Genomic DNA, 23,799 nt, shown 5'->3' with positions numbered 1-23,799 from the left:
GCCCTAGTGCCCGGTTTCGCTTTGCGCGGCGGGGGGCGCGTCACCCCCCTCATGCGCGGCTTCGTCCGCGTCGTGATCGTCATGCCCCGAGGTCGCGTTTGCGGCGCGCTCGGCCGCGCCCTCCATCACCGCGTCGATATAGGCCTGCGGATGGTGGATCTGCGCAGCTGTGCCTTGCAGCCAGTGCGAGGCGGGGCCCGCAAAGACCGTCAGCGCGGCGAGCACCGCCAGAAGCCCCCCGGCCGCCGTGAAGGCCAGCCCCTGCGAGGGGGCCTCGGGCACCGGCGCCCGGTCGCCCTCGGTGGCATAGGCCTTCCAGAAGACGATCGAGCCGGCGCGGCCGAACCCGACGATGGCGATCAGCGAGGTCACGAGGATCGTAACCCAGATCAGCCATTGCCCGCGCGTCGCGTCCAGAATCATCAGCTTGCCCAGAAAGCCCGACAGCGGCGGCATCCCCGCCATGGCGATGGCCCCGGCAAAGAACATCGACGCGATCAGCCCGTTCGCCGCGATCGGCGGCGCGGGGATCAGCGCAAGGCCGGGCGCGCCGCGGCGTTCCTTCGCCAGATCGGCCACAAGGAACAGCGCGGCCGCGGCGAAGGTCGAATGCACCATGTAGTAAAGCCCCGCGCCGGTTGCCGCCTGATCGAACTGCGCGAAGGCCAGCATCATCGTGCCGACCGAGCCGATCACCGAATAGGCCACGAGCCGCCCCAGATCGCGCGCGCCCAGAACCCCCACCATGCCGATGACCAGCGACAGCAGCGCCGCGGGCATCAGCACCTCGGAGGCCAGCCCACCGATCGTGCCGCCCTCGGGGAAGACCAGCGTATAGACCCGAACGATCGCATAGACCCCGACCTTGGTCATGATGGCGAACAGCGCGGCGACCGGCCCCGGCGCGTTCACATAGGTGGCCGGCAGCCAGAATTGCAGCGGCACCAGCGCGGCCTTCACCGCGAAGACCAGCATCAGAAGGATCGCGCCCACCCGGATCAGCCCGGTTTCCGCCGCCGGCATCACGGCGACCTTCTGCGCCAGATCCGCCATGCTCAGCGATCCCGTCACCGAATAGATCGTGCCAAGCGCGAACAGGAACAGGGTCGATCCCGCAAGGTTGTAGACGACATATTGCACGCCCGCCTTCAGCCGCGCCTCGCCGCCCGAATGGATCATCAGCCCGTAAGAGGCGATCAGCAGGACCTCGAAGAACACGAACAGGTTGAACGCATCGCCCGTCAGGAACGCGCCGTTGATGCCCATCATCTGGAACTGCATCAGGGAATGGAAATGCCAGCCGCGGCGGTCCCAGCCGGAGCCGAGGGCATAGAGCACCACCGCAAGGCCAAGCGCGGCATTCAGCACCAGCATCAGCGCCGACAGGCGGTCAAGCACCAGGACGATGCCGAACGGCGCCTCCCAGTTGCCCAGACGATAAACCTCGGGCGCGCCGGACGATGCATCCACCATCAGCTTGATCGTGACCGCCAGCAGCGCGACCATCCCCGCGACCGAGAAGATGCGCTGCGTGCGCAGGTCATAGCGCATCCACAACACGATCAGCGGGGCAAGGAATGCCGGCAGGACGACCGGCGCAATGATCCAGTGATTCACGATTCGCTCTCCTCGTCCCCGAGGTCGATGCGGTCATTGCCTGCCTCGATGAAAGCGCCAAGCGACAGCATCACGACCACCGCCGTCATCCCGAACGAAATCACGATGGCGGTCAGCACGAGCGCCTGCGGGATCGGATCGGTATAGCCCGGCGTCGCCTCGCCCAGGTGATCAAGGATCGGCGGCATGTTCACCGCCAGCCGCCCGGTGGCGAACAGAAACACGTTCACGGCATAGGACAGCATCGCCATGCCCAGAACCACCGGGAAGGTCCGCAGGCGCAGGATCAGATAGATCCCCGCCGCCGTCATCACGCCGATGGCGCTTGCTACCAGCGCTTCCATCAGATGCCCTCCTCGGAACCGTCTTTGCGTTGCCGTCGCAGCATGGCCCCCGCAAGGCCCACCTCGCGCGGGACATGCCCCGCCATCTCGCGCGCTTCGGGTTTCTCGGCCACGACGTGGAACCCCTCGTCCCCGACGGCCGCGCGCCGTGCCAGCCGCGACAGCCCGCCAAGCGCCAGCATCACCGAGCCGACGACACCGAGGAACACGCCAAGGTCAAAACCCATCGCGGTGGCCAGTTCGAACTTCTCGAAGGGCGGGATGCGGAAATAGCCGAAATCCGAGGTCAGGAACGGCAGGCCGTTGAACAGCGCGCCGATGCCGGTAATGCCCGCCGCCAGCACGCCCAGCGCGATCAGCACATGGTAATAGACCTTCTGGCGCGCCTGGGTCCAGGCAAAGCCCGAGGCCATGTATTGCATCACCAGCGCGATCGCCGCCACCAGCCCCGCGATGAAGCCGCCGCCGGGCAGGTTGTGGCCACGCAGGAAGATGAAGACCGCCATCATCAGCGCGATGGGCATCATCACCCGCGTCGCCACCAGAAGCATCAGCGGGTGCTTGTCGCCCGCGCGCGCGACATCGGGGCGCCAGGCGATCAGCTTGCGCGACGAGGCGCCGGTCAGCAGCGCCTCGGTCAGCGCGAAGATGACAAGCGCGGCGATGCCGAGCACGATGACCTCGCCGAACGTATCGTAGCCGCGGAAGTCCACCAGGATCACGTTGACCACATTGGTGCCGCCGCCCAGCTTGTAGCTGTTGGCCAGGTGGTATTCCGACATCGTCGGGAAGGCGAAGTCGCGCACCATCAGCGCATAGATCAGCAGGCCGGTTCCAAGCCCGCCCGCCACGGCCACCAGCGCATCGAAGCGGCGCTTGATCAGCCGGGTTTCGGGCTGGGTGATCTTGGGCAGGAAATTCAGCGCCAGCAGCATCAGGACCGCGGTGACCACCTCGACCGAGATCTGCGTCAGCGCAAGGTCGGGGGCCGAGAGATACACGAAGCTCAGCGACACGATCAGCCCGACGATCGAGATCAGCACAAGCGCCAGTAGGCGGTTGCGGTGATAGGCCACCACGCAGCCCGTCGCCACCAGCAGCGTCACCCAGGCCGCGGCCGCGACCGGCGTGATCGGCAGCATCGCACGGGTCGGCGGCCCCTGCTCCCCGGTCGTCCAGGCCCAGATCCCCGCGGCCAGCGCGGCCAGCACGAAGATCAGCAGATAGCGCGCCATCGACCCGTTATGCAGCGCCGAGGTGAAGCGCGTGGCACCGCGCACGCAGGCCCCGACCAGCGCGTCGAAGACAGCCTTCGCCTCGGGGCGCGGGGTGGCAAGCCACAGCGCCTCCAGCCGCCGGTGCTGGCCAAGCACCACAAGGCCGCCCACCACCGCAAAGACCGACATCCACAGCGCGGGCGTGAACCCGTGCCACAGCTTGACCGGATGCATGTGCAGCCCGCCCCCCACGACCGCATTGGCCGCCGCCTCCAGGATCGGGCCCGCGAAGGTCATCGGCATGATGCCGATCGCCACCACCAGCACGACAAGGAAGGCCGGCGCGGCCCACATGCCGAAGCCCGGATCGTGGGGCTTGTGCGGATAGTCGTCGCGCACCGGACCAAGGAAGGCATGCGCGATATAGCGGAACGAATAGGTGGCCGAGAACAGCGCGGCAATGGCCGCAAGCGCCGGCACGATCCAGCCGTTGCCCGCCCAGAGCGTATGCGACGCCTCTTCCAGCATCATCTCTTTCGACAAAAACCCGTTCAGCAGCGGAATCCCCGCCATCGACAGCGCCGCGACGGTGGCGATGGTGAAGGTCACCGGCATCAGGTGGCGCAGCCCGCCAAGGCGCTTGATGTCGCGGGTATGGGTTTCATGGTCCACGATCCCCGCGCTCATGAACAGGGCGGCCTTGAAGGTGGCATGATTGATGATGTGAAACACCGCCGCGACCGCGCCCGCCTCGGTTCCCAGCCCCAGAAGGAAGGTGATCAGCCCCAGATGCGAGACCGTCGAAAAGGCCAGAAGCGCCTTCAGATCGTCCTTGAAGATCGCGATCTTGGCGCCCACCAGCATGGTCACAAGGCCCGTCGTGGCGACGATGTAGAACCATTCGGGCGTGCCCGACAGCACCGGCCACAGGCGCGCCATGAGGAAAAGCCCCGCCTTCACCATGGTGGCCGAATGCAGATAGGCCGAAACCGGCGTGGGCGCCGCCATCGCGTGGGGCAGCCAGAAATGGAACGGGAACTGCGCCGATTTGGTGAAGGCGCCGCCAAGGATCAGGATCAGCGCGGGCAGGTAATAGGGCGAGGCCTGGATCGCCTCTTTCGATTGCAGGATCGCGCTGATGTCGTAGCTGCCCGCGATATTGCCCAGGATCAGCATCCCCGCAATCATCGAAAGCCCGCCAAGGCCCGTCACCGTCAGCGCCATGCGCGCGCCCTGCCGCCCTTCGGGGAGGTGCTTCCAGTAGCCGATCAGCAAGAAGGAAGACAGTGAGGTCAGCTCCCAGAAAATCAGCAAAAGCAGGATGTTGTCGGAAAGCACGATGCCGACCATCGCGCCCTGGAACAACAGCAGGTAGGTGTAGAACTGGCCGACCGGATCGTCCTTGGACAGGTAGAACCGGGCGTAAAGAATGATCAGCAGCCCGATCCCCAGGATCAGCGAGGCGAACAGAAGCCCCAGCCCGTCGATCATGAAATTCGCGTTCAGCCCCAGCCATGGCAGCCAGTCGAACCGCGCCGTGATCACCTCTCCGCGCAGGATGGCCGGGGCGTTCAGCAAAAGCCCCAACAGCGCAAGCCCGCTGATCACGCCCGCGGAAATGGCGGCATGACTGCGTCCGGTGCGGATCAGCAATGCGGGAAGCAGGGATCCCAAAAACGGAAGGGCGGCGATAAGGGCTGGCGACATGCGTTTTCTCTGGTCCGTTCGAATGCGGGCCTTCGGGCGCGTGCGATCAGGAAGCGAGGCCTTCGGCGCGGGTATTACCTAACTGGTTCAACGCCTTTGGGGTGTCAAGACAAACGGGACCGATTCGCGACACCGGCCCCGCGAAAACGGCCCACCGTGGCAATTCGGGTCTTGCGGCCACCATCCTCGATGCTGCGGATGCAAAACAATCTGGCAACATAATTCCGCGCCAAGCGCAAAGCGGCACATTCCCGCGCCTTTCGGGCGCCGCTCTCGGCAACAAAGCGCAGATCGCGCGCCTGTAACGCGCGTTTGAGCGCCCCGGCCTCATAGCGGACTTGCAAGAATGCCTAAGCTGTGGCTATGGATCGCCGTCCACCGGTCTGACATATTGGCCGGAACTGTCTGGGATAACTTGGAAAATAGATGCGCGCAGCTTGTTCTACCACCGCTCCTGAAATGACCCGCCGCAGCCTGCTTGCGGGCCTGTCCGCGGGGGCCATGCTGCTGGGCGCCACTGCGCTGCCGCGTGTGGCCCGCGCCCAGGAAGCGGCCGCGCCGGCACCTGCCGCACCCGCAGCCTCCATTGCCGCAACGCAGCAATTCTCGTTCGACATTCTGGCCGAGGAGATGCGCGCACTTGCCGCACGCGAACCGCAGCACGCCGAACAGCCCAAAAGCTTTCTGGACGACCTAACCTATGACGATTACCGCCTGATCCGTTTTAACCCCGAGCGCGCCCGCTGGGCCGATACCGAGGCAAGCCGCTTCCGCATGCATGCCTTCCATATGGGCTGGCTGTTCAAGGACCCGGTGCTGATCTACGAGGTGATGGGCGACCAGTCGCAACTGATGGCCTTCGACACCGACGATTTCATCTACGAGCGCGAGGCACGCGACCGCGTTCCCGAACATGCGCCCCTGCCCGGCGTGGCGGGCTTCCGCCTGCATTATCCCCTGAACCGCCCCGACGTGTTCGACGAGCTTGTGGCCTTCCAGGGGGCGTCCTATTTCCGCGCGCTCGGGCGCGGATCGGCCTATGGCATTTCGGCGCGCGGGCTTGCGGTCAATACCGGGCTTTCGGTGGCCGAAGAGTTCCCCCGCTTCACCCGCTTCTACATCGAGCGCCCGGCCAGCGAGGCGGGCAGCATCGTGCTTTACGCCGCGATGGAAAGCACATCCCTGACCGGGGCCTACCGCTTCGTCATCACGCCCGGCGCGAATACAGCGATGGAGGTCACCGCGCGGCTGTTCTTCCGCACCGATGTCGAGCAGCTTGGCGTGGCGCCGCTGACCTCGATGTTCCTGTTCGCCGAACGCAACCGCCATGCCTTCGACGATTTCCGCCCCAACGTGCATGACAGCGACGGGCTGGGCATCGTGCGGGCCAACGGCGACCGGCTCTGGCGCCCGCTGGCCAACCCGCCGCACCTTGCGTCGAGCTACCTAACCGAGGTGGCGCCGCAGAGCTTTGGCCTTTTCCAGCGCGACCGCGACTTTGCCAATTATCAGGACGCCGCGGCGCATTACGAACGCCGCCCCTCGCTGATGGTGCAGCCGATGGGCGACTGGGGCCGCGGCGCCGTGCGGCTGGTCGAGATCCCCTCGGACCTTGAGGTCAACGACAACATCGTCGCCTTCTGGGTGCCCGAGGCCCCGGCACGGGCCGGCGATGCGCGCGAATTCTCGTATCGGCTGCTGTGGGGCGACCTGCCGCCCGACCCGCGGGACGACCGCGCCCATGTGCTCGAGACCCGCGCGGGCGTCGGCGGCGTGTCCGGTGTCGAGAATACCGAGGGCACGCGCAAGTTCGTCATCGACTTCGTGGGCGGCCTGCTGGGCAGCCTTCCCGCCGACCAGGCCGACCAGCTGGAAGCCGTCGTCACCGCCTCGGGTGGCGAGATCGTGACGAAGACGCTTTCCGCCATCCCCTCCGAAGGCGTCTGGCGCCTTGTGCTGGATGTGAAGGCCGCCGATGCGGCCACCGTGGAACTTTCCGCCCATGTCGCGGGTTTCGATCGCAAGCTCTCGGAAACCTGGCTTTATCAATGGATCAAGGCATGACCGCTCAATACCCGACAATCACCGGCACGCTCACGCCCGAGGATCTGATCGCGGGGCCCTGCGCACTTCCCGATGCGCCGCTTGCCATGCCGCGGCAGGTCCTTGAGGCAAGAACCGGCCTGCTGCGCCGGATCCTGTCGGCATTCCTGCCCCGCCCGCCCGCGCCGACGGGCGCAAAAGGCTGACGCCATGTCCGGCTTGCACATAAAGCGCGTGGCCTTGACGGGGCTGCGCGCTTCGGCGCTTCTGGCAAGCGTGCTGGCGGGGTTCGGCGCCTTCGTCCTGTTCCTGCAATTCGGCGATGCCGACGGGCTGGACGCGCTTGATGTGGTGCGCGCGCTGCTGATCCTGATCTCGACGCTCTGGCTGGCCTGGGGCGCGGTTCAGGCGCTGATCGGACTGACGACCCGCCCCAGACCGCCCGCGATCGACCGTGACCGCCCGATCACGGGGCGCTGCGTCATCCTCATGCCGGTCTATAACGAAGATCCGCTTGCCACTTTCGCGCGCGTGGCGGCGATGGATGCCTCGCTTGCCGCAACCGCAGAGGCAGAGGCCTTCCACTTCGCCATCCTGTCGGACACCCGCAACGAGGCGATCGCCCGGCGCGAAGAGGCGCTTTTCGCCCATCTGGTAACCGAGCGCGCCGGGCTGGGGCGGTTCTTCTACCGCCGGCGCACGCTTAATACCGGCAAGAAGGCCGGCAATATCGAGGATTTCATCAGCCGCTCGGGCGCCGCCTACGACTATGCCCTGATCCTTGACGCCGACAGCCTGATGGAGGGCGAAACCATCGTCGAGATGGTGCGCCGCATGCAGGCCGAGCCACGCCTTGGCCTGTTGCAGACCCTGCCGCGCGTCATCAATGCGCGCTCGCGCTTTGGCCGGGCGATGCAGTTCTCGGCCAGCTTCTTCTCGCCCGTCTTCGCGCGCGGCCTTGCGATGATGCAGGGCGAAGCCGGCCCCTTCTGGGGCCACAACGCCATGGTCCGGGTGCGCGCCTTCGCCGAAAGCTGCGGGCTGCCCGAACTGTCGGGCCGGCCCCCCTTCGGTGGCCATATCATGAGCCATGATTACGTCGAGGCGGCCCTTCTGGCGCGCGCGGGCTGGATCGTGCGGCTGGATGACGATCTGGGCGGCAGCTACGAGGAAGGCCCCGAGAACATCGTCGACCACGCCAAGCGCGACCGCCGCTGGTGCCAGGGCAACCTGCAACATGCGCGCGTGATCGGCGCGCCGGGGCTGAGGGCCTGGTCGCGCTTTGTCTTCGCGCAGGGGATCATGGCCTATATCGCCCCGCTTTTCTGGCTGGGCTTCATCCTGGCCTCGATCGCGGCGCCGCTGGTCGCGCCGCCGCCGGACTATTTCCCCGAGCCTTACTGGCCCTTCCCCTATTTCCCGCCTTCGGGCGCCTCGAAGGCCATCGGGCTGGCCATCGGCATTTTCGGACTGTTGTTCCTGCCCAAGATCCTGATCGCCGCGCGGGCAAGCCTGAGCGGGCAGACGCGCGGCTTCGGCGGGCCGTTCATCGCCTTCGCCTCGACGCTGGCCGAGCTTGTCTTCTCGTCCCTGACCGCGCCGATCCTGCTGCTTTTCGCCACCCGCTCGGTCATTCAGGTCCTGCTGGGGCGCGATGGCGGCTGGCCCACCAACAACCGGGGCGACGGGCGGCTGACACTGGCCGAGTCCTTCGCCGCATCGCACTGGATCGTCACCATCGGCCTTCTGGGGCTGGCCGCGACCTGGGCCTTCGCGCCGGGCCTGCTGCTGTGGCTGTTGCCGGTGGGCGTGCCGATGATCCTGGCGCCGCTGATCCTCGGCTGGTCCTCGCGCGACAGCAACAGCATGCTGATGGCCGTGCCCACGGAATACGCCCCCGCCCCCGTCATGCTGGCGCAAGAGCGCATCTTCGAGCGCTGGTCGGCGCAGTTCGCCCCCCCTGCCGCCGCCGGTGCCCCGGCGCCCGCCCCCGTCCCCGAGGTCGCCCATGCGTAACAGCCCGATTCCCCCCGGCACACGCGATCCGCGGCTGGATTTCTTCCGCGGCCTGTCCTTGGTGATGATCTTCATCAACCATGTCCCCGGCACGGTCTACGAGCATTTCACCTCACGCAATTTCGGGTTCTCCGACGCGGCCGAGGGGTTTGTCTTCATGTCGGGCGTGGCAGCCGCGCTTGCCTATGGGCCGGGGCTTGCCCGGTCCCCGCGATGGCCCACCGTCTCGCGGATCTGGGGGCGGTCCTGGCTGCTTTACCTGGTCCATATCATGACCGCGGCCTGGGCGATCGGCATCATCTCCGCCGCCGCGCTGTGGTTCGGGGCCGATGTGCTGCTGACGAAGAACGCCTTCCGCCCCCTGACCGAAGAGCCGCTGGCCTTCCTGATCGGCATCGTCACGCTTGGCCACCAGCTTGGCTATGTGAACATCCTGCCGATGTATGCGGCGCTTCTTCTGGCCGCCCCCTTCCTGATCCGGCTGGGGCAGGTGCGGCCGGGCTGGCTGCTGATCGGCTCGGTCGGGTTCTGGGCGCTGGTGGGCACGTTCCGGCTCAATTTCCCGAACTATCCGTTCGAGGGCGGATGGTTCTTCAACCCGCTGGCGTGGCAGCTGCTGTTCACCCTTGGCATTCTGACCGGGCTTGCCCTGCGCGAGGGGCGGCGCTTCGTTCCGCAGCGGCAATGGCTGTTCTGGGCCGCGGCCGGCTGGCTGGTCTTCTGCCTTGTCTGGGTCAAGTCGGACGCCATGCTGAAGGGGCTGGGCCATGTGATCTGGCAGTTCCGCCAATGGGGGGCGCCGTTCTGGCTGGTGGATTTCGACAAGACCTTCGTGTCGGGGCCGCGCCTCTTGCACATCATGGCGCTTGCCTATGTGCTCAGCATGCCGGGGCTTGTGCCGCGCATCGCGGCCTCGCGCGTGGTGGCGCCGATCCGGCTTCTGGGCCGCCAGGGGCTGCCCGTCTTCGCGCTTGGCACGGTGCTGGCGATCTTCGCCCAAGCGGTCAAGGCGGTGCACCCGGCCGGGATCTGGCAGGATACCGCGCTGATCCTGGGCGGGCTTGCGCTGCAATGGGCCTTTGCAGCGGCCCGCGAAAGGCTGTCGCCCAAAGCGGCACAGCGCGCGGCCGCAGCCCTTTCAGCGACACCCACGGAACCGCCGGCCCAGCCGGGCCCGAAATGGGTTGCGACCCCGGCGCGCTAGGCCGCCGGGCCGCAGGCCGCGGCCGCCTCTTTCAGCGCGGCCAGTGCCGCCTGCACCTTCGGCGTGCGGTGCAAATCGACATGCGTCACCAGCCACAGCGGCGCATCCCATTCCGGCTTCGGTCCCATCACCTCGAGAAGGCCGTTCCCGGCGCGGGCCTCGTGCACGGGCAGGAAGCCAAGGCCGATGCCAAGGCGGATCGCCCTGGTCTGGGCCTCTGCCTCGTTCGAGCGGAACACGAACCTCTCGGGCGGGATACGCTCTGAAAGCCAGCGGAAGAAGGGCGCGCGGCTATCCTGCGCATCGGGACCGATGAACCGGTGCCGGGCCAGATCCTCGGCGGTTTCGGGCAGGCCATGCGCCTCGGCATAGGCGGGGGCGGCGTAAAGCGCGTGCTGCTGGCTGGCAAGCACCTGCACGACGTTATCGGGTTCCGCCGGGCGGGTTCCGGCGCGGATCGCCACATGGGCCTCGCCATATTCCAGGCGGAAGATCCGCTGATCCGTCAGATAGCGCAGCCGCAGGCCGGGATGGTCCACCATCAACCGGCCCAGCGCGGGCAGGACCAGCGTCGCAAGGGTCGGCAGCGAGGTCACGATCAGCTCTCCGGTCACCTCTTCGCCCGCGCCCGCGATCCGCGCGGCCAGCTGCGAGAACTGATCCTCGGTCGCCTGCCCGACGGACAGAAGCTGCAGGCCCGCCTCGGTCGGGGTGTAGCCGCGCGAATGGCGCTGGAACAGCCTGGCCCCAAGCCGCCCCTCCAGCGCGTCGATATGGCGGATCACGGTGGCATGATGCACGCCCAGCACCTCGGCCGCGCCCGAAACAGTGCCGATCCGCGCGACCTGATAGGCGGTGCGGATCTCATCCCAGTTTTCAAGTCCCATATGTGCACCAAAGAACAGACATGGTGCATTCTTGGCCATTGCGTTCGCGCGGGCAAGAGACGATTTTCCCCCTCATACCCATTCAGGAGCCCAGAGCAATGACCCATATCCTCCGCGTCGACGCGACGATCAAGACCGACGGTTCGGTCTCGCGCCGCCTGACCGACCGTATCGTGAACCGCCTCGAGGCCGCCAATCCCGGCGCCACCGTGACCACGCGCGACCTTGCCGAAGGCGTCGCCCCGATCGACGCCACCTGGCTTGGCGCGATCTACACCCCCGCCGAACAGCGCAGCCCCGAACAGGCCGCCATCGCCGCCCAGGCCGACGAATACCTGAACGAGATGCGCGCCGCCGACATCATCGTCATCGGCCTGCCGATCTACAATTTCGGCGTGCCGTCGCACATGAAGGCCTGGATCGACCAGCTTGCGCGCAAGGGCGAAACCTTCACCTATACCGAGACCGGCCCCGTGGGCCTGCTGACCGGCAAGCGCGCGATCGTCGCGCTGTCCTCGGACGGGACCGGGTTCGGCTCGGAGATCGACTTCGCCTCGGGCTATCTGCGCCATATCCTGGGCTTCTTCGGCATCACCGACGTGGAATTCGTGGCCGCCGACCGCATGGTCTTTGCCCCCGAGGACACGCTGTCGCGCGCCGAGGCCGCGGTGGACGCGATCGCCGCCTGATCGCGGGCGGTTTCTTGCAATGCAATCCAGGGGCTCCGGTTGACTCCGGGGCCCTTTTTCCATAGATGAGCCGGGATTCCCCGAAGGCCCGATGCCTTCGGTCCCCGCAAGAAGCGGGGATCGCCACCAGTCAGCGCGTTGCGCCCACTGGTGCGCTTGTCGTTTTCCGCCGGTCCTGCCGGCACCCGCCCGAAGGAGGGTCGCGATATGTTCGAGAACCTGTCAGAACGCCTTGGCGGCGTGTTCGACCGGCTGACGAAACAGGGCGCCCTGTCCGAGGACGACGTGCGCACCGCGCTGCGCGAAGTGCGCGTGGCGCTGCTGGAGGCCGACGTTTCCCTGCCCGTGGCGCGCGATTTCATCAAGGCGGTCGAGGCGAAGGCCACCGGCGCTGCGGTCACGAAATCGGTGACCCCCGGCCAGCAGGTCGTCAAGATCGTCCATGACGAACTGGTCAAGGTGCTCTCGGGCGAGGACGATGCCGGCGCGCTGAAGATCGACAACCCGCCCGCGCCGATCCTGATGGTCGGGCTTCAGGGCTCGGGCAAGACCACCACCACCGCGAAACTCGCCCGCCGCCTGAAAGAGCGCGACAAGAAGCGCGTCCTGATGGCCTCGCTTGATACCAACCGCCCCGCGGCGATGGAGCAGCTTGCGATCCTCGGCACCCAGATCGGCGTGGACACGCTGCCCATCGTGAAGGGCGAAACCGCCGTGCAGATCGCCCGGCGGGCGAAGCAGCAGGCGACGCTTGGCGGCTATGACGTCTACATGCTTGATACCGCCGGGCGGCTGCATATCGACGAAGTCCTGATGGACGAGGTGCAGGCCGTCCGCGACGTGGCCGCCCCGCGCGAAACGCTTCTGGTCGTCGATGGGCTGACCGGGCAGGACGCGGTGAACGTGGCGACCGAGTTCGACAGCAAGGTCGGGATCTCGGGCGTGGTGCTGACGCGGATGGATGGCGACGGGCGCGGCGGTGCGGCGCTGTCGATGCGCGCGGTCACCGGCAAGCCGATCCGCTTCGTCGGCCTTGGCGAAAAGATGGACGCGCTGGAAACCTTCGAGGCCGGCCGCATCGCCGGGCGCATCCTTGGCATGGGCGATATCGTGGCCCTTGTCGAGAAGGCGCAGGAAACCCTTGAGGCCGAGCAGGCCGAGCGCATGATGAAGCGCTTCCAGAAGGGCCTGTTCAACATGAACGACCTCAAGGGGCAGTTGGACCAGATGCTGAAGATGGGCGGCATGCAGGGCGTCATGGGCATGATGCCGGGCATGGGCAAGATGGCCAAAGCCGCCGAGGATGCGGGCTTTGACGACCGCACGATCCGCCGCCAGATCGCGCTTATCAATTCGATGACCAAGAAGGAACGCGCCAATCCCGACATGCTTCAGGCCAGCCGCAAGAAGCGCATCGCGGCGGGCGCCGGCCTTGAGGTGAGCGAGCTGAACCGCCTTCTGAAGATGCACCGCCAGATGGCGGACACAATGAAGAAGCTGGGCAAGATGGGCAAGGGCGGCATGCTCAAGCAGGCGATGAAGGGCATGATGGGCAAGGGCGGCATGCCCGACCTGAACAATGTCGACCCGGCCGAGCTGCAACAGCAACTGGGCAAGATGGGCAACATGGGCCAGTTGCCCGGCATGGGGGGCGGCATGAAGCTTCCCGCGGGGCTGTCCGGCCTGGGGCTTGGCAAGAAGAAATGATCGCGCTGTCGCCCACTCCGGTTCTGGAAACGGAACGCCTTGTCCTGCGCGCCCCGGCGGCGCGGGACTGGCCGGCGTGGCGTGACTTCATCCAGTCCGAGCGCGGGGTGTGGATGCGCGCCGATCCCCGCATCAACGAGGAAACCGCCTGGCGTGCCTGGGCGGGCGTGATCGGCCATTGGGTCATGCGCGGCTGGGGCAGCTTCGTCTTCACCACGCATGACAGCGACCGCGCGCTTGGCATGACCGGCCCCTGGGCCCCCGCCGGCTGGCCCGAATTCGAAATCGGCTGGTCCGTCTGGGCCCCCGGCGACGAGGGCCGCGGCTATGTGGCCGAGGCCGCGCGCTGCGCCATAGACCACGCCTTCCGCCGGCTCGGCTGGCATACCGCCGTCAGCTATATCGCACATGAGAACACCCGCTCGATCGCCCTGGCCGAACGGCTGGGCGCGCGGCGCGACGACAGCGCGGCCACGCCGCGCAACGACACCGGCTGCGCCGCCTATCGCCACCCCCGTCCCGACGAGGCCGCCGCATGACGCCCTGCCCCGCCACCCCCCGTCCATCCGCCCGGAGCTTCGCATGACCGATCCCGTGACCCGCGCCGCCGAAGTGCTCAAGGAGCACCGCGAAAGCATCGACCGGCTGGATGCGGTGCTGATCTACACCCTGGCCGAACGGTTTTCCCATACCCAGGCGGTGGGCCGCCTGAAGGCCGAGCACATGCTGCCGCCCTCGGACCCCGCGCGCGAAGCCAGGCAGATCGCGCGGCTGGAACGCATGGCCGAGGAAAGCGGGCTCGACCCCGCCTTCGCACGCAAATTCCTGAACTTCGTGATTTCGGAAGTCATCCGGCATCACGAGCAATTCCAGAACTGACGGGCCAGACGCCCGGCAACCAGCCATCCAAAGGAGATACTGACATGGCTATGAAGATCCGCCTCGCCCGTGGGGGTTCCAAGAAGCGCCCGCATTACTCGATCGTCGCGTCGGATTCGCGCATGCCGCGCGATGGCCGCTTCATCGAGAAGCTGGGCACCTACAACCCGCTGCTGGCCAAGGACAGCGAAGACCGCGTGAAGATGAACATGGAGCGCGTGCAATACTGGCTGAGCCAGGGCGCACAGCCCACCGACCGCGTGGCGCGTTTCCTCGAAGCCGCCGGCGCCCGCCCGAAGGCCGAGCGCAAGAACCTCAAGAAAGCCGTGCCCGGCGCGAAAGCGACGCAGCGCGCCGAGGAAAAGGCCGCCAAGGCCGCCGCTCCGGCCACCGAGGAATCGGCGGAATAAGACCCGGCAATCGGGGATCAATCCGGGCCGGGCAGTCATGCCCGGCCTGTCTGCATCCGGAGCGGCGAGATGAGCGAGACAGATCGGATCTGCGTTGGGGCCATCGCCGGCGCCTTTGGCGTCCGCGGAGAGGTGCGGCTGAAAAGCTTCTGCTCCTCGCCCGAGGATATCGCCCTTTACGCCCCGCTTTACACCGAGGACGGGGCGCGCAGCTTTACCGTGCGGCTGACCCGGCCGGTGACAGGCGGCCTTGGCGCGCGCCTGTCGGGCATCTCGAGCAAGGAAGAGGCCGACGCGCTGAAGGGCGTGACGCTCTGGGCAGACCGGGACAGGCTGCCCTCGCTGCCCGATGACGAATTCTACCACGCCGACCTGATCGGGCTGAGCGTGGTCGATACCGGCGGCGCGCCGCTTGGCACGGTGCGCGCGGTCCACAACCATGGCGCGGGCGACATTCTGGAGATCTTCGCCCCCGGCCGCAGGCAGGCGCTGCTTCTGCCCTTCACCAGGGCCGCCGTGCCGACGGTGGATCTGGCGGCGGGGCGCATCGTCGCTGACCCGCCCGAAGATCTTGAATAGACCGCCGCGCGATCGTTGCCGGTGACAGATCGGAAAGCCGCCCGACATGAGTGACAAGCCTGCGAAATCCCACGGCCGGATCAGCATTTCCGCCACCGTCAAGCCGCGCGAACTGATGACCCCGACGCCGCGCGTCAAGGGCGCATGGACCGCAAGGATCGTGACGCTCTTCCCCGAGGCCTTCCCCGGAACGCTGGGGCTTTCGCTGACCGGCAAGGCCCTGCAAGAGGGGCTCTGGGCGCTTCAAACCTATGACCTGCGCCCGCATGGCATCGGCCGCCACCGAAATGTCGACGACACGCCCGCCGGCGGCGGGGCGGGCATGGTGCTGCGCCCCGACGTGGTGGGCAGCGCCCTGGGCGAGGCCGCGCTTGGCACGCCCGAAGACCGCGCCCGCTGGCCGGTGATCTACATGTCCCCGCGCGGCCGCGCCTTCACCCAGGCCATGGCGCGCCGCTTTGCACAGGCCGACGGCATGACCATCCTGTGCGGCCGTTTCGAGGGCGTGGACGAGCGCGCCTTGCAACATTTCGGGGTCGAAGAGGTCAGTATCGGGGATTTCGTCCTGACCGGGGGCGAGATCGCCGCTCAGGTCTTGATTGACGCGACCGTTCGACTTATACCCCGCGTGCTCGGGAATCAGGCGTCCACCGAGGAGGAATCCTTTTCGGACGGGCTTCTGGAACATCCCCAGTATACCAGACCCGCAATCTGGGAAGGCCGCGCGATACCGGAAATGCTTCAGTCCGGGCATCACGCGAAAATTGCCGACTGGCGGCGGGAACAGGCCGAAAGGCTGACAAAGGAACGACGACCTGACCTCTGGCGGGCTTGGTGTGCGGCGCACAACAGGGACCCGGATGAAGACCAGGAGCTCTGAGGACGCGCACACCTTCACGGACAAAACCGTGAGCAACAGAAAGGAACCGCGATGAACCTGATCGCGCAACTCGAGGCGGAACAGATTTCCAGCCTCGGCAAGAGCATTCCGGACTTCAAGGCCGGTGACACCGTCCGCGTGGGCTACAAGGTGACCGAAGGCACCCGCACCCGCGTGCAGAACTACGAAGGCGTCGTGATCAGCCGCAAGGGCGGCAGCACGATCTCGGCCTCGTTCACCGTCCGCAAGATCTCGTTCGGCGAAGGCGTGGAACGTGTGTTCCCGCTCTACTCGACCAATATCGACTCGATCGAGGTCGTGCGCCGTGGCCGCGTGCGTCGCGCCAAGCTGTATTACCTGCGCAATCGTCGCGGTAAATCGGCGCGTATCGCCGAAGTCACCAACTACAAACCCCTCGCCGAAGCGTAAGGAGCGGTATCATGCGTGCAGATATCCATCCCGACTACCATTTCATCACCGTCAAGATGACCGACGGGACGACCTATCAGGTCCGCTCGACCTGGGGCAAAGAGGGCGACACCATGGCGCTCGACATCGACCCGCTGGCGCATCCGGCCTGGACGGGCGGCAATACCCGCCTGCTGGACACCGGCGGCCGCGTGTCCAAGTTCAAGAACAAATACGCCGGTCTGGGCTTCTGAGCCCACCCCCGGACGAACCGGACAAGGGCGTGCCGCAGGGCGCGCCCTTTTTCGTTGCGCGATGGACGGGCCGGGCGGATCGGCAACCCTGACGGAAAAACCCGCGCCGCATTGCGCGGCACAGCTTCCTTCGGTAGCCACCGCGCCCTATAGTCCGCGCGCGTTTGGGAAGGCGCAAGGCAACAAGTCGGATACAGGGACGGTCAAGTGGCGCATATTATCGTTGTGGGTAATGAAAAGGGCGGTTCGGGCAAATCCACGACCTGCATGCATGTGGCGACCGCGCTTGCCCGGATGGGCAAGAAGGTGGGCGCGCTGGACCTCGATCTGCGTCAGCGCAGCTTCGGGCGCTATGTCGAGAACCGCCTGGCCTTCATGGCGCGCGAGGGGCTGGACCTGCCGACCCCGGATTACCGCGAATTGCCCGAGGCCGATGCCGCCCAGCTTGCACCGGGCGAGAACCCCTATGACCATCGTCTTTCAAGCGCGGTGGCCCAGCTTGAACTGGAATGCGATTTCATCGTCATCGACTGCCCCGGCTCGCATACCCGGCTGAGCCAGGTCGCCCATTCGCTGGCCGATACGCTGATCACGCCGCTCAATGACAGCTTTATCGACTTTGACCTTCTGGCCCGGATCGACCCGGAGACCAGCCGCGTGACCGGCCCCTCGATCTATTCCGAGATGGTCTGGGCGGCGCGGCAACTGCGCGCGCGGGCGGGGCTGAAACCTATCGACTGGATCGTGCTGCGCAACCGCCTTGGCGCCCAGCAGATGCACAACAAGAAAAAGGTCGGTGAGGCGCTGACCCAGCTTTCCAAGCGCATCGGCTTTCGCGTCGCCCCCGGTTTTTCCGAGCGCGTGATCTTCCGCGAGCTGTTCCCCCGCGGGCTGACGCTGCTGGACCTGCGCGATGTCGGGGTCGAGAACCTGAACATCTCGAACGTTGCGGCACGGCAGGAATTGCGCGACCTGATCAACGAGCTGAACCTGCCCGGAATCGAGGTCAACTTCTGATCCGAAGGGGCCGGCGCCTGGCGGAATGATACGGGCAGACCCGCTTTCAGGTCTGCCCGTGCCGCGATCTGTTCGCTGGTTTTTTTGGGGGGGATGCGCCCCGACAGGCGCCGTGTCCTGTTCCGGGCGAGGATCGCCCCCGCCCGCAGCACATGTTCCGGCCCGTATCAGGCCGAGCGGGACGTGAACTTGAAGGGCGACGGGCGGCGGCGCAGCGGGAAGCGCGGGGCCTTCCCGCCCGCGATCGCTGCAAAACGCGCCTCGATCACATCATCCCGCGACGGGCCGACAATACCAAAGCGGCTGAGAATCGTAAGCGCGAATACCATGTTGTCCTCCATTCCGGTCGGTCGGGCCTTGCCCTGCTGAATACAACTTTCGCGGGCAATTCGGGCGAAACCGTGACCTCGCACGGGCGGCTAAAAGGAGTTATGACGACATTTTCGCTCGGCGGTTTCAACCACGGCGATAAAACCGGGAACAAGATCGCTTTGTCTTCGATCCGGAATCGCCCGGCACCATCGGCGGGGCTTCGCCGATCAGCCTTCGCACGGGAATTTCCGGGTTGCCCGGGCTGCGGAGCACAGTGTTTACCGGACGTATAAGCGCGCCCAACGGGGCTGAGCGGTCCGGCCTGTCTCAAACGACACGTTCCCCGACTCGCACGGCTTCCCTAGGGTAAATACAGGATCTTTCCGAACCCGGTTTTTTAGATGAACACGATTGAGACACTCTGGAAGATTACCGAAGGGCTGCGCAGGCGCGCCCTTAGCTGGGCGGCACCAAGCCACGGCGGGTTGCTATCACCGGGCGGGCGCGGCGTGTTTCGAATGGGGGACGGCATCATGTCCGCCCTGCCGGTTCTGGAAACCGTGATTCTTCCCGGGGTGCTGGTCTTCATCCTGCTAATGTCGTAGCCCGACACCACGAAAGCTAGGTCCGGGCAGCGGTCGGCGTGGTGCCGGTATTCTCTTCGAAGTCAAGCGCTTGCCCAAGCCTCAACTCAACTTGCGCAATGGTATCCGTCGCTGAAAACTGCACCGGGATCCTCAGGTCCGCGCAAAGCCGCTGTACGATATCGAGCCCCAATCCCGCCCCACCCGAGCCTTGCGCCTTCGAGAACCGTTCGGTCCTGAAGTCGGGGCATGCGGATACCGGATTGCGGATGACAAGCCGGCCATCCTGCACCAGCCTGATCGACACTCCGTCCGCGCCGTGTTCAAGCGCATTGTCCAGAAGGTTGCGCAAGATGATCGCCAGGGCGTCAGGATCACTGTCGATCGGGTATCGTTCCTGATCGCCGTCGTCGAAGACGATGGTCCTGGCCCGCACACCCATCTCACGGCAAACAAGGCGGACCAGCGCCACGAGATCGACCCTTTGGCGGGCAAGACCGATACCGGATTCCGCGCGCTCAAGCTGCAACAGACGCTCAACCCGGCGCGACAAGGTATCGACCGATGACATGATTTCGGGCACAGTTGGCGCCTCGGCGGCGTCCTCAGCCAAAAGTTGCAGGCGGGACCGGATCACCGCAAGGGGGGTGCGCAGCTCATGCGCGGCATTGGCGATGAACGCACGTTCGGCCTGCCGCAGATCCCCGATGCGCTTCAAATAGCCGTTCAACGCCTCTGCCATGATCCGCAATTCCTGCGGCAGCCCCGCGATGGGCAGCGCGGACAGATCCTCGGGACTGCGCCGTCGTACGCCTTCAGTGAACCCGAATACCGGGCTCAACCCGGCCCGCAGGGTCATCACGATGGCCCATGTCACCAGCAACAGAAGCGGCACGATCAGCAGCAGGAACGCCTGCGCGGCCTCGATGATCTCTTCCAGCCGCCAGCCAAGGCTCTGGCCGATCTCGACCACGCCCGAACCGGAACTGCGGCGCAGCACAAGCCAGCCTTCGGCCCTGTGCAGCCCGTCTTCGGCAAGCAGCGGCCAGGGGGCCGGCGGCACCGGCATATCCGCCTGATAGATCCGCAACAGCTGATCTTCATTGTCGGGCTGCGTGTCAATCCACTGGGCCACCGTGGCGCTGTCGTTATTTTCCAGAAGCCGCAGGACAAGGCCCGCATCCGTCTCCATGGTGCTGTCGAGGGTCTCGGCCATTTCATGATAGAGCGCGAAGATTCCCACGCCTACGGTCGCAACCCAGCCGCCCGCAACGGCCAGCAATACGTTACGCAACAGCCTGCGACGCAGGACCCATGTCGAAGCCTGCGTCATGGAATGAAGTACCCCAGCCCGCGCCGTGTCTCGATTACGCCCGCCCCCAACTTTGCTCGCAAACGCGAAACATAGACCTCGACCGCATTACCCTCAACCGTATCGTCGAAAGCGTAAAGAGCTTCTTCCAGCGCGGGTTTCGACAAGACGCGCCCCCGCGCGGCCAGCAGCGCATCAAGCACCGACCATTCGCGCGAGGTAAGGCGAATTTCGGTATCGTCACGCCGCACGGTCGCGCTTGCGCGGTTGATCCGAAGCGGCCCGATCTCGACCGTGGAACTGGGCAGCCCACCGGCCCGCCGCGCATGGGCCCGCAGTCGCGCGACCAGCTCTCCCAGATCGAAGGGCTTCGTGACATAGTCGTCCGCCCCCGCATCAAGCCCCGCGATCCGGTCGGTGATCTGATCGAAGGCGGTGGCGATGATCACCGGCGTCCGGTCCCCGGCACGCCTGCGCGCGCGCAGAAGCTCCAGCCCCGATCCGTCGGGCAGTCCCAGGTCCAGGATCACGCAGGCATAGTCGGCCACCGCCCAGGCATCCCGCGCCTCTTCCACCGTCGCAGCAAGATCGACCGCGTGTCCATGCCCGCGCAGATAGTCGCAGACTGTCCGCGCCAGATCGGCCGTATCCTCGACAAGAAGCACTCTCATGTCTTTCGGATAGCGCCCGAAACGCCCGCTGGCGAGAAGATTCGACCGGCCGCCCGCGCTGTAAGCCACGCGCAAGGTTGGGGTGGGAAATCCACCGGCATGGAACCATTCAGGAGTATCCCATGACGAAATTTCTTCTTGCCGCCGCGCTGAGCCTGACGGCCATCCCGGTGCTGGCCGAGGATGTAAGCTGCACCGTCCCCGAGGCCGAGGCCCGCGGTATCGACGCGCTGAAGACCGAGCTGACCGCGAAAGGCTGGGACGTTCGCAACGTCAAGACCGAACACGGCTGCTACGAAGTCTATGCGATGGATGAGAACGGCAAGAAGGTCGAGGCGTTCTTCGATCCGAAAACCTTCGAGATCGTCGGCTATGACGACTGAACGAAGCATGGAGGCGGGGGGCTTGCAGTCCCCCGCACCCGTTCTGATCCGGATCTGGGATCCGCTGGTTCGGGTGTTTCACTGGTCGCTTGTCTTGCTGGTCTGCGTGGCATGGCTGACACCCGACAGCCTGAAGACGGTGCATCAGGCCGCGGGATACCTGATCGCGGCACTTCTTGGGCTGCGGCTGGTCTGGGGGTTTGTCGGCACAAGACCGGCACGATTCTCGGACTTCCTGCACGGACCGCGCAAGACCCTTGCCTACATCGCCGATATCCGCGCCGGACGCGCGGCGCGCCATCTGGGCCACAACCCGGCCGGCGGCGCAATGATCGTCCTGCTCATGCTGACGATCGCCGCAACGATCGCGCTTGGCCATATGCAGACGCTTGACCGCTTCTGGGGCGTCGGTCTGCTGGAAGACCTGCACGAGGCAGCGGCGACCGCCATCCTGGTCCTGGTCGGCCTGCACGTTTTCGGCGTGATTCACGCCAGCCTTCACCACCGCGAAAATCTGGTCATTTCGATGATCGACGGTCTCAAACCCGGGCAGGATCGCCCCGCGGATCAATAATCGGAATCTCCCATGTCATCTGCCGTCTTACGCCGCCCGCGCCTGTCTCCTTTCGGTCTGAACATCATTGCCGCAGTCTATATGCTGGCGCTCTGCAACCAGGGTTTCTGGCGCAGCATGAACGCCGCGCTGAAAGCTGCGCCATTCGATATCGTGATCTTCGGGCTTGCGGTATTCATGCTGACGCTTTTCACGCTAAGCCTTGTCAGCCTGCCGCGTCTTCACCGGCCGGCTCTGGCCGTCCTTCTGCTGGTGGCATCGGCGGCGAGCTACTACCAGTCCCGCTTCGGGATCCTGATCGACCGGGACATGATCCAGAACATCATGCGCACCTCGGTCGCGGAATCGCGGCAACTGATCACGCTCGATTACCTGCGTCATCTTGGCCTGACCGGCATCCTGCCCGCGGCCCTCGTATTCTGGCCGAAAATCACCTATCCGCCGCTGCGCCACCTGATCTGGCGGTGGCCGGTCGGAATGGCGGTGACGCTTGGCCTGACGCTGGCGCTGACTTTCGCCGATTTCCGCACGATTTCCTCGACAGTGCGCGAGCACCGCGAGATCCTCGGCTCATACCAGCCGGGCGCCTCGATCGGCGCGGTTGCGCGCTATGTAAAGATGCTGCGCAAAAGCCGCGCGATCGCGCTGAAGCCTTTGGGGCAAGACGCACATAAGGGCTCGGACATCCTGAATGCGGGCAAGCCCGTCCTTCTGGTCGTCTTCGCAGGCGAGACCGCCCGGGCCCAGAACTTCGGCCTGAACGGTTATGGCCGGGATACGACGCCCGAGCTCGCGCAGCGCGATGTCATCGCCTTCACCGACGCGACATCGTGCGGCACGGCGACCGCGGTTTCGCTTCCCTGCATGTTCTCACCCTTTCCGCAGGCCGGGTATAGCGAGGAAAAGTTCCGCAGTTCGGAAAACCTCATGGATGTCCTGACGCATGCCGGCATCGCGGCGCAGTGGTGGGACAACAATACCGGCCCCCAGGGTATCACGGACCGCACCGGCGCGACGCGCATCGACGCCACCATCGCGCCCGAGGCCTGCGAAAGTGGCGAATGCACCGATGCCGCCCTGTTGCCGGTGCTCCGGCAAACGCTTGAGACGATGACTGGGGATACCGTTCTGGTATTGCACATGATCGGCAGCCACGGTCCGGCCTATTATCTGCGCTATCCCGAAGAAGCGCGCGCCTTTTCGCCGGCCTGCGAAAGCACGGATTTCACAAAATGCTCCAACGAAGAGATCGTGAACGCCTATGACAACACAATCCGCTACAGCGACCATATCCTGGCGCAGTCGATCGACATGATGCGCGATCAGGACCGCGTCATCCCGGCCATGATCTTCATGTCCGATCATGGCGAGTCACTGGGCGAAAACGGCCTTTACCTGCATGCGGCCCCCCGCTTCATGGCCCCCGATGTGCAGACCCGCGTGCCGTTCGTCATGTGGCTTTCAGAGGCCTATAGCAACGCCTTCAACCTTGATCGCGCATGCCTTGACGCCCAAAGCACGGCGCCGGTCAGCCAGGACAATCTGTTCCATACCGTCCTGGGCTTGATGGACGTATCCACCGCGGCGCGCGATCCGGCACTGGATCTGACCGGGCAATGTCGGGAAAGGGGCCTGGCAGCGGTCAAAGCCCCCAACTGACAGAGCATGCCCGGACTCCGTTCCGGGCACAGTTCATTCGATGGAGGGCGGGGTCTGCCTTCCCGAAACCGACTTTTCTTCATCGAGAGATCGGATGATGAACCCGGGGCCAATCACAGTCCCGGCCTGTTCATATGGTGCAGACCTGCGCATCCGAAAGGCGTATCGGCACCTTGACCGAACGGCCCCAGGCCAGAAGCTTTCCGCAATACCGGATCGCGTGAAAATCCAAAGAATGGGAAATGGCGGACCCGGAGACCGCCAGATTTATGTTGCGAGAAGCTGCGTTCAGTTGCGATGCGAATTGTAAAACCCTTTTATATATGGAGTTTTCCTAAACACCCTGCAGACAGCCATTGCCACAAGTCGCCAGCTGTCGTAAATTCAATGATGGGTTTTATGATGGGTATTTTCGGTGCCAAGACAAGCGAAGGAACTTGGTCCTC

The 23,799-nt window shown here is 65.5% G+C and carries 25 protein-coding genes; 18 read left to right on the top strand and 7 right to left on the bottom strand.

The window, feature by feature from the left end:
* Positions 1-3 precede the first annotated feature (3 nt).
* Genes AC4PTO_RS02085 through AC4PTO_RS02075 form a run of 3 tightly spaced genes read right to left on the bottom strand, consistent with a single transcriptional unit; the run spans position 4 to position 4,885 of the window.
* Positions 4-1,617, bottom strand: a complete 1,614-nt coding sequence (locus AC4PTO_RS02085; RefSeq protein WP_492731394.1) for a monovalent cation/H+ antiporter subunit D — start codon at positions 1,615-1,617, stop codon at positions 4-6.
* Complete coding sequence (locus AC4PTO_RS02080; RefSeq protein WP_492731392.1) at positions 1,614-1,961, bottom strand: Na+/H+ antiporter subunit C; 348 nt, start codon at positions 1,959-1,961, stop codon at positions 1,614-1,616. Before AC4PTO_RS02080 ends, AC4PTO_RS02085 begins: the two co-directional genes overlap by 4 nt.
* Complete coding sequence (locus AC4PTO_RS02075; RefSeq protein WP_492731391.1) at positions 1,961-4,885, bottom strand: monovalent cation/H+ antiporter subunit A; 2,925 nt, start codon at positions 4,883-4,885, stop codon at positions 1,961-1,963. Before AC4PTO_RS02075 ends, AC4PTO_RS02080 begins: the two co-directional genes overlap by 1 nt.
* 459 nt (positions 4,886-5,344) lie before the next feature.
* On the opposite strand from AC4PTO_RS02075, the gene AC4PTO_RS02070 reads away from it, so the two are divergent.
* Genes AC4PTO_RS02070 through AC4PTO_RS02055 form a run of 4 tightly spaced genes read left to right on the top strand, consistent with a single transcriptional unit; the run spans position 5,345 to position 10,148 of the window.
* Positions 5,345-6,949, top strand: coding sequence for an OpgD/OpgG family glucan biosynthesis protein (locus AC4PTO_RS02070; protein ID WP_492731389.1), 1,605 nt, complete (start codon positions 5,345-5,347; stop codon positions 6,947-6,949).
* Positions 6,946-7,134: a hypothetical protein gene (locus tag AC4PTO_RS02065; RefSeq protein ID WP_492731388.1), complete on the top strand. Its 189-nt coding sequence runs from the start codon at positions 6,946-6,948 to the stop codon at positions 7,132-7,134. Before AC4PTO_RS02070 ends, AC4PTO_RS02065 begins: the two co-directional genes overlap by 4 nt.
* 4 nt (positions 7,135-7,138) lie before the next feature.
* Positions 7,139-8,944, top strand: coding sequence for a glucans biosynthesis glucosyltransferase MdoH (gene mdoH / locus AC4PTO_RS02060; RefSeq protein ID WP_492731386.1), 1,806 nt, complete (start codon positions 7,139-7,141; stop codon positions 8,942-8,944).
* A complete protein-coding gene (locus AC4PTO_RS02055) occupies positions 8,937-10,148 on the top strand; it encodes an OpgC family protein (RefSeq protein ID WP_492731384.1) in 1,212 nt (403 codons plus the stop codon). Before mdoH ends, AC4PTO_RS02055 begins: the two co-directional genes overlap by 8 nt.
* Here the strand turns inward: AC4PTO_RS02055 and AC4PTO_RS02050 are convergent.
* Positions 10,145-11,035, bottom strand: a complete 891-nt coding sequence (locus tag AC4PTO_RS02050) for a LysR family transcriptional regulator (protein ID WP_492731382.1) — start codon at positions 11,033-11,035, stop codon at positions 10,145-10,147. The genes AC4PTO_RS02055 and AC4PTO_RS02050 overlap by 4 nt on opposite strands.
* A gap of 98 nt (positions 11,036-11,133) precedes the next feature.
* Here AC4PTO_RS02050 and AC4PTO_RS02045 point away from each other — a divergent pair, with 98 nt between their 5' ends.
* From AC4PTO_RS02045 to AC4PTO_RS02000, 10 genes are all read left to right on the top strand, one after another.
* On the top strand, positions 11,134-11,724 hold the full coding sequence (locus AC4PTO_RS02045; protein ID WP_492731380.1) for an FMN-dependent NADH-azoreductase: 591 nt from the start codon (positions 11,134-11,136) through the stop codon (positions 11,722-11,724).
* Positions 11,725-11,931: 207 nt separating this feature from the next.
* Entirely contained in the window at positions 11,932-13,431 is a 1,500-nt protein-coding gene (gene ffh / locus AC4PTO_RS02040; RefSeq protein ID WP_492731379.1) for a signal recognition particle protein, read from the top strand.
* Positions 13,428-13,970, top strand: coding sequence for a GNAT family N-acetyltransferase (locus tag AC4PTO_RS02035; protein ID WP_492731377.1), 543 nt, complete (start codon positions 13,428-13,430; stop codon positions 13,968-13,970). Before ffh ends, AC4PTO_RS02035 begins: the two co-directional genes overlap by 4 nt.
* Positions 13,971-14,013: 43 nt before the next feature.
* Positions 14,014-14,310: a chorismate mutase gene (locus AC4PTO_RS02030; protein ID WP_492731375.1), complete on the top strand. Its 297-nt coding sequence runs from the start codon at positions 14,014-14,016 to the stop codon at positions 14,308-14,310.
* A 44-nt stretch (positions 14,311-14,354) separates the two neighbouring features.
* The gene (rpsP, locus tag AC4PTO_RS02025; protein ID WP_492731374.1) at positions 14,355-14,720 is read left to right on the top strand and encodes a 30S ribosomal protein S16; all 366 of its coding nucleotides are present in this window, start codon (positions 14,355-14,357) and stop codon (positions 14,718-14,720) included.
* Positions 14,721-14,789: 69 nt separating this feature from the next.
* Complete coding sequence (gene rimM, locus AC4PTO_RS02020) at positions 14,790-15,299, top strand: ribosome maturation factor RimM (protein ID WP_492731371.1); 510 nt, start codon at positions 14,790-14,792, stop codon at positions 15,297-15,299.
* 46 nt (positions 15,300-15,345) lie between these two features.
* The gene (trmD, locus tag AC4PTO_RS02015) at positions 15,346-16,179 is read left to right on the top strand and encodes a tRNA (guanosine(37)-N1)-methyltransferase TrmD (RefSeq protein ID WP_492731370.1); all 834 of its coding nucleotides are present in this window, start codon (positions 15,346-15,348) and stop codon (positions 16,177-16,179) included.
* Between the two features lie 51 nt (positions 16,180-16,230).
* Positions 16,231-16,608 (top strand): 50S ribosomal protein L19, encoded by a 378-nt coding sequence (gene rplS, locus AC4PTO_RS02010; protein ID WP_492731368.1) that lies wholly within the window; start codon positions 16,231-16,233, stop codon positions 16,606-16,608.
* Positions 16,609-16,619: 11 nt separating this feature from the next.
* Positions 16,620-16,841 (top strand): 50S ribosomal protein L31, encoded by a 222-nt coding sequence (gene rpmE, locus AC4PTO_RS02005; protein ID WP_492731367.1) that lies wholly within the window; start codon positions 16,620-16,622, stop codon positions 16,839-16,841.
* Between the two features lie 207 nt (positions 16,842-17,048).
* Positions 17,049-17,858: a division plane positioning ATPase MipZ gene (locus AC4PTO_RS02000; protein ID WP_492731365.1), complete on the top strand. Its 810-nt coding sequence runs from the start codon at positions 17,049-17,051 to the stop codon at positions 17,856-17,858.
* A 167-nt stretch (positions 17,859-18,025) separates the two neighbouring features.
* Here AC4PTO_RS02000 and AC4PTO_RS01995 read toward each other — a convergent pair whose 3' ends face one another.
* The gene (locus AC4PTO_RS01995) at positions 18,026-18,187 is read right to left on the bottom strand and encodes a hypothetical protein (protein ID WP_492731363.1); all 162 of its coding nucleotides are present in this window, start codon (positions 18,185-18,187) and stop codon (positions 18,026-18,028) included.
* 384 nt (positions 18,188-18,571) lie between these two features.
* Between AC4PTO_RS01995 and AC4PTO_RS01990 the strand changes: the two genes are divergently transcribed.
* Positions 18,572-18,775: a hypothetical protein gene (locus AC4PTO_RS01990; protein ID WP_492731362.1), complete on the top strand. Its 204-nt coding sequence runs from the start codon at positions 18,572-18,574 to the stop codon at positions 18,773-18,775.
* A gap of 16 nt (positions 18,776-18,791) precedes the next feature.
* On the opposite strand, the gene AC4PTO_RS01985 is transcribed toward AC4PTO_RS01990, so the two are convergent.
* A complete protein-coding gene (locus AC4PTO_RS01985) occupies positions 18,792-20,087 on the bottom strand; it encodes a sensor histidine kinase (protein ID WP_492731360.1) in 1,296 nt (431 codons plus the stop codon).
* Positions 20,084-20,737, bottom strand: a complete 654-nt coding sequence (locus AC4PTO_RS01980) for a response regulator transcription factor (RefSeq protein WP_492731358.1) — start codon at positions 20,735-20,737, stop codon at positions 20,084-20,086. The genes AC4PTO_RS01985 and AC4PTO_RS01980 overlap by 4 nt, the downstream gene beginning before the upstream one ends.
* Positions 20,738-20,859: 122 nt before the next feature.
* Here AC4PTO_RS01980 and AC4PTO_RS01975 point away from each other — a divergent pair, with 122 nt between their 5' ends.
* Genes AC4PTO_RS01975 through AC4PTO_RS01965 form a run of 3 tightly spaced genes read left to right on the top strand, consistent with a single transcriptional unit; the run spans position 20,860 to position 23,353 of the window.
* Positions 20,860-21,120, top strand: a complete 261-nt coding sequence (locus AC4PTO_RS01975; protein WP_492731355.1) for a PepSY domain-containing protein — start codon at positions 20,860-20,862, stop codon at positions 21,118-21,120.
* The gene (locus AC4PTO_RS01970; RefSeq protein ID WP_492731353.1) at positions 21,110-21,694 is read left to right on the top strand and encodes a cytochrome b/b6 domain-containing protein; all 585 of its coding nucleotides are present in this window, start codon (positions 21,110-21,112) and stop codon (positions 21,692-21,694) included. Before AC4PTO_RS01975 ends, AC4PTO_RS01970 begins: the two co-directional genes overlap by 11 nt.
* A 12-nt stretch (positions 21,695-21,706) precedes the next feature.
* On the top strand, positions 21,707-23,353 hold the full coding sequence (locus AC4PTO_RS01965; RefSeq protein ID WP_492731351.1) for a phosphoethanolamine transferase: 1,647 nt from the start codon (positions 21,707-21,709) through the stop codon (positions 23,351-23,353).
* Positions 23,354-23,799: the final 446 nt, after the last annotated feature.

It is taken from the genome of Rhodobacter maritimus, from assembly GCF_058747975.1.
The sequence above is the reverse complement of the archived record's forward strand: the minus strand, read 5'-3'. Positions and strand labels throughout refer to the sequence as shown.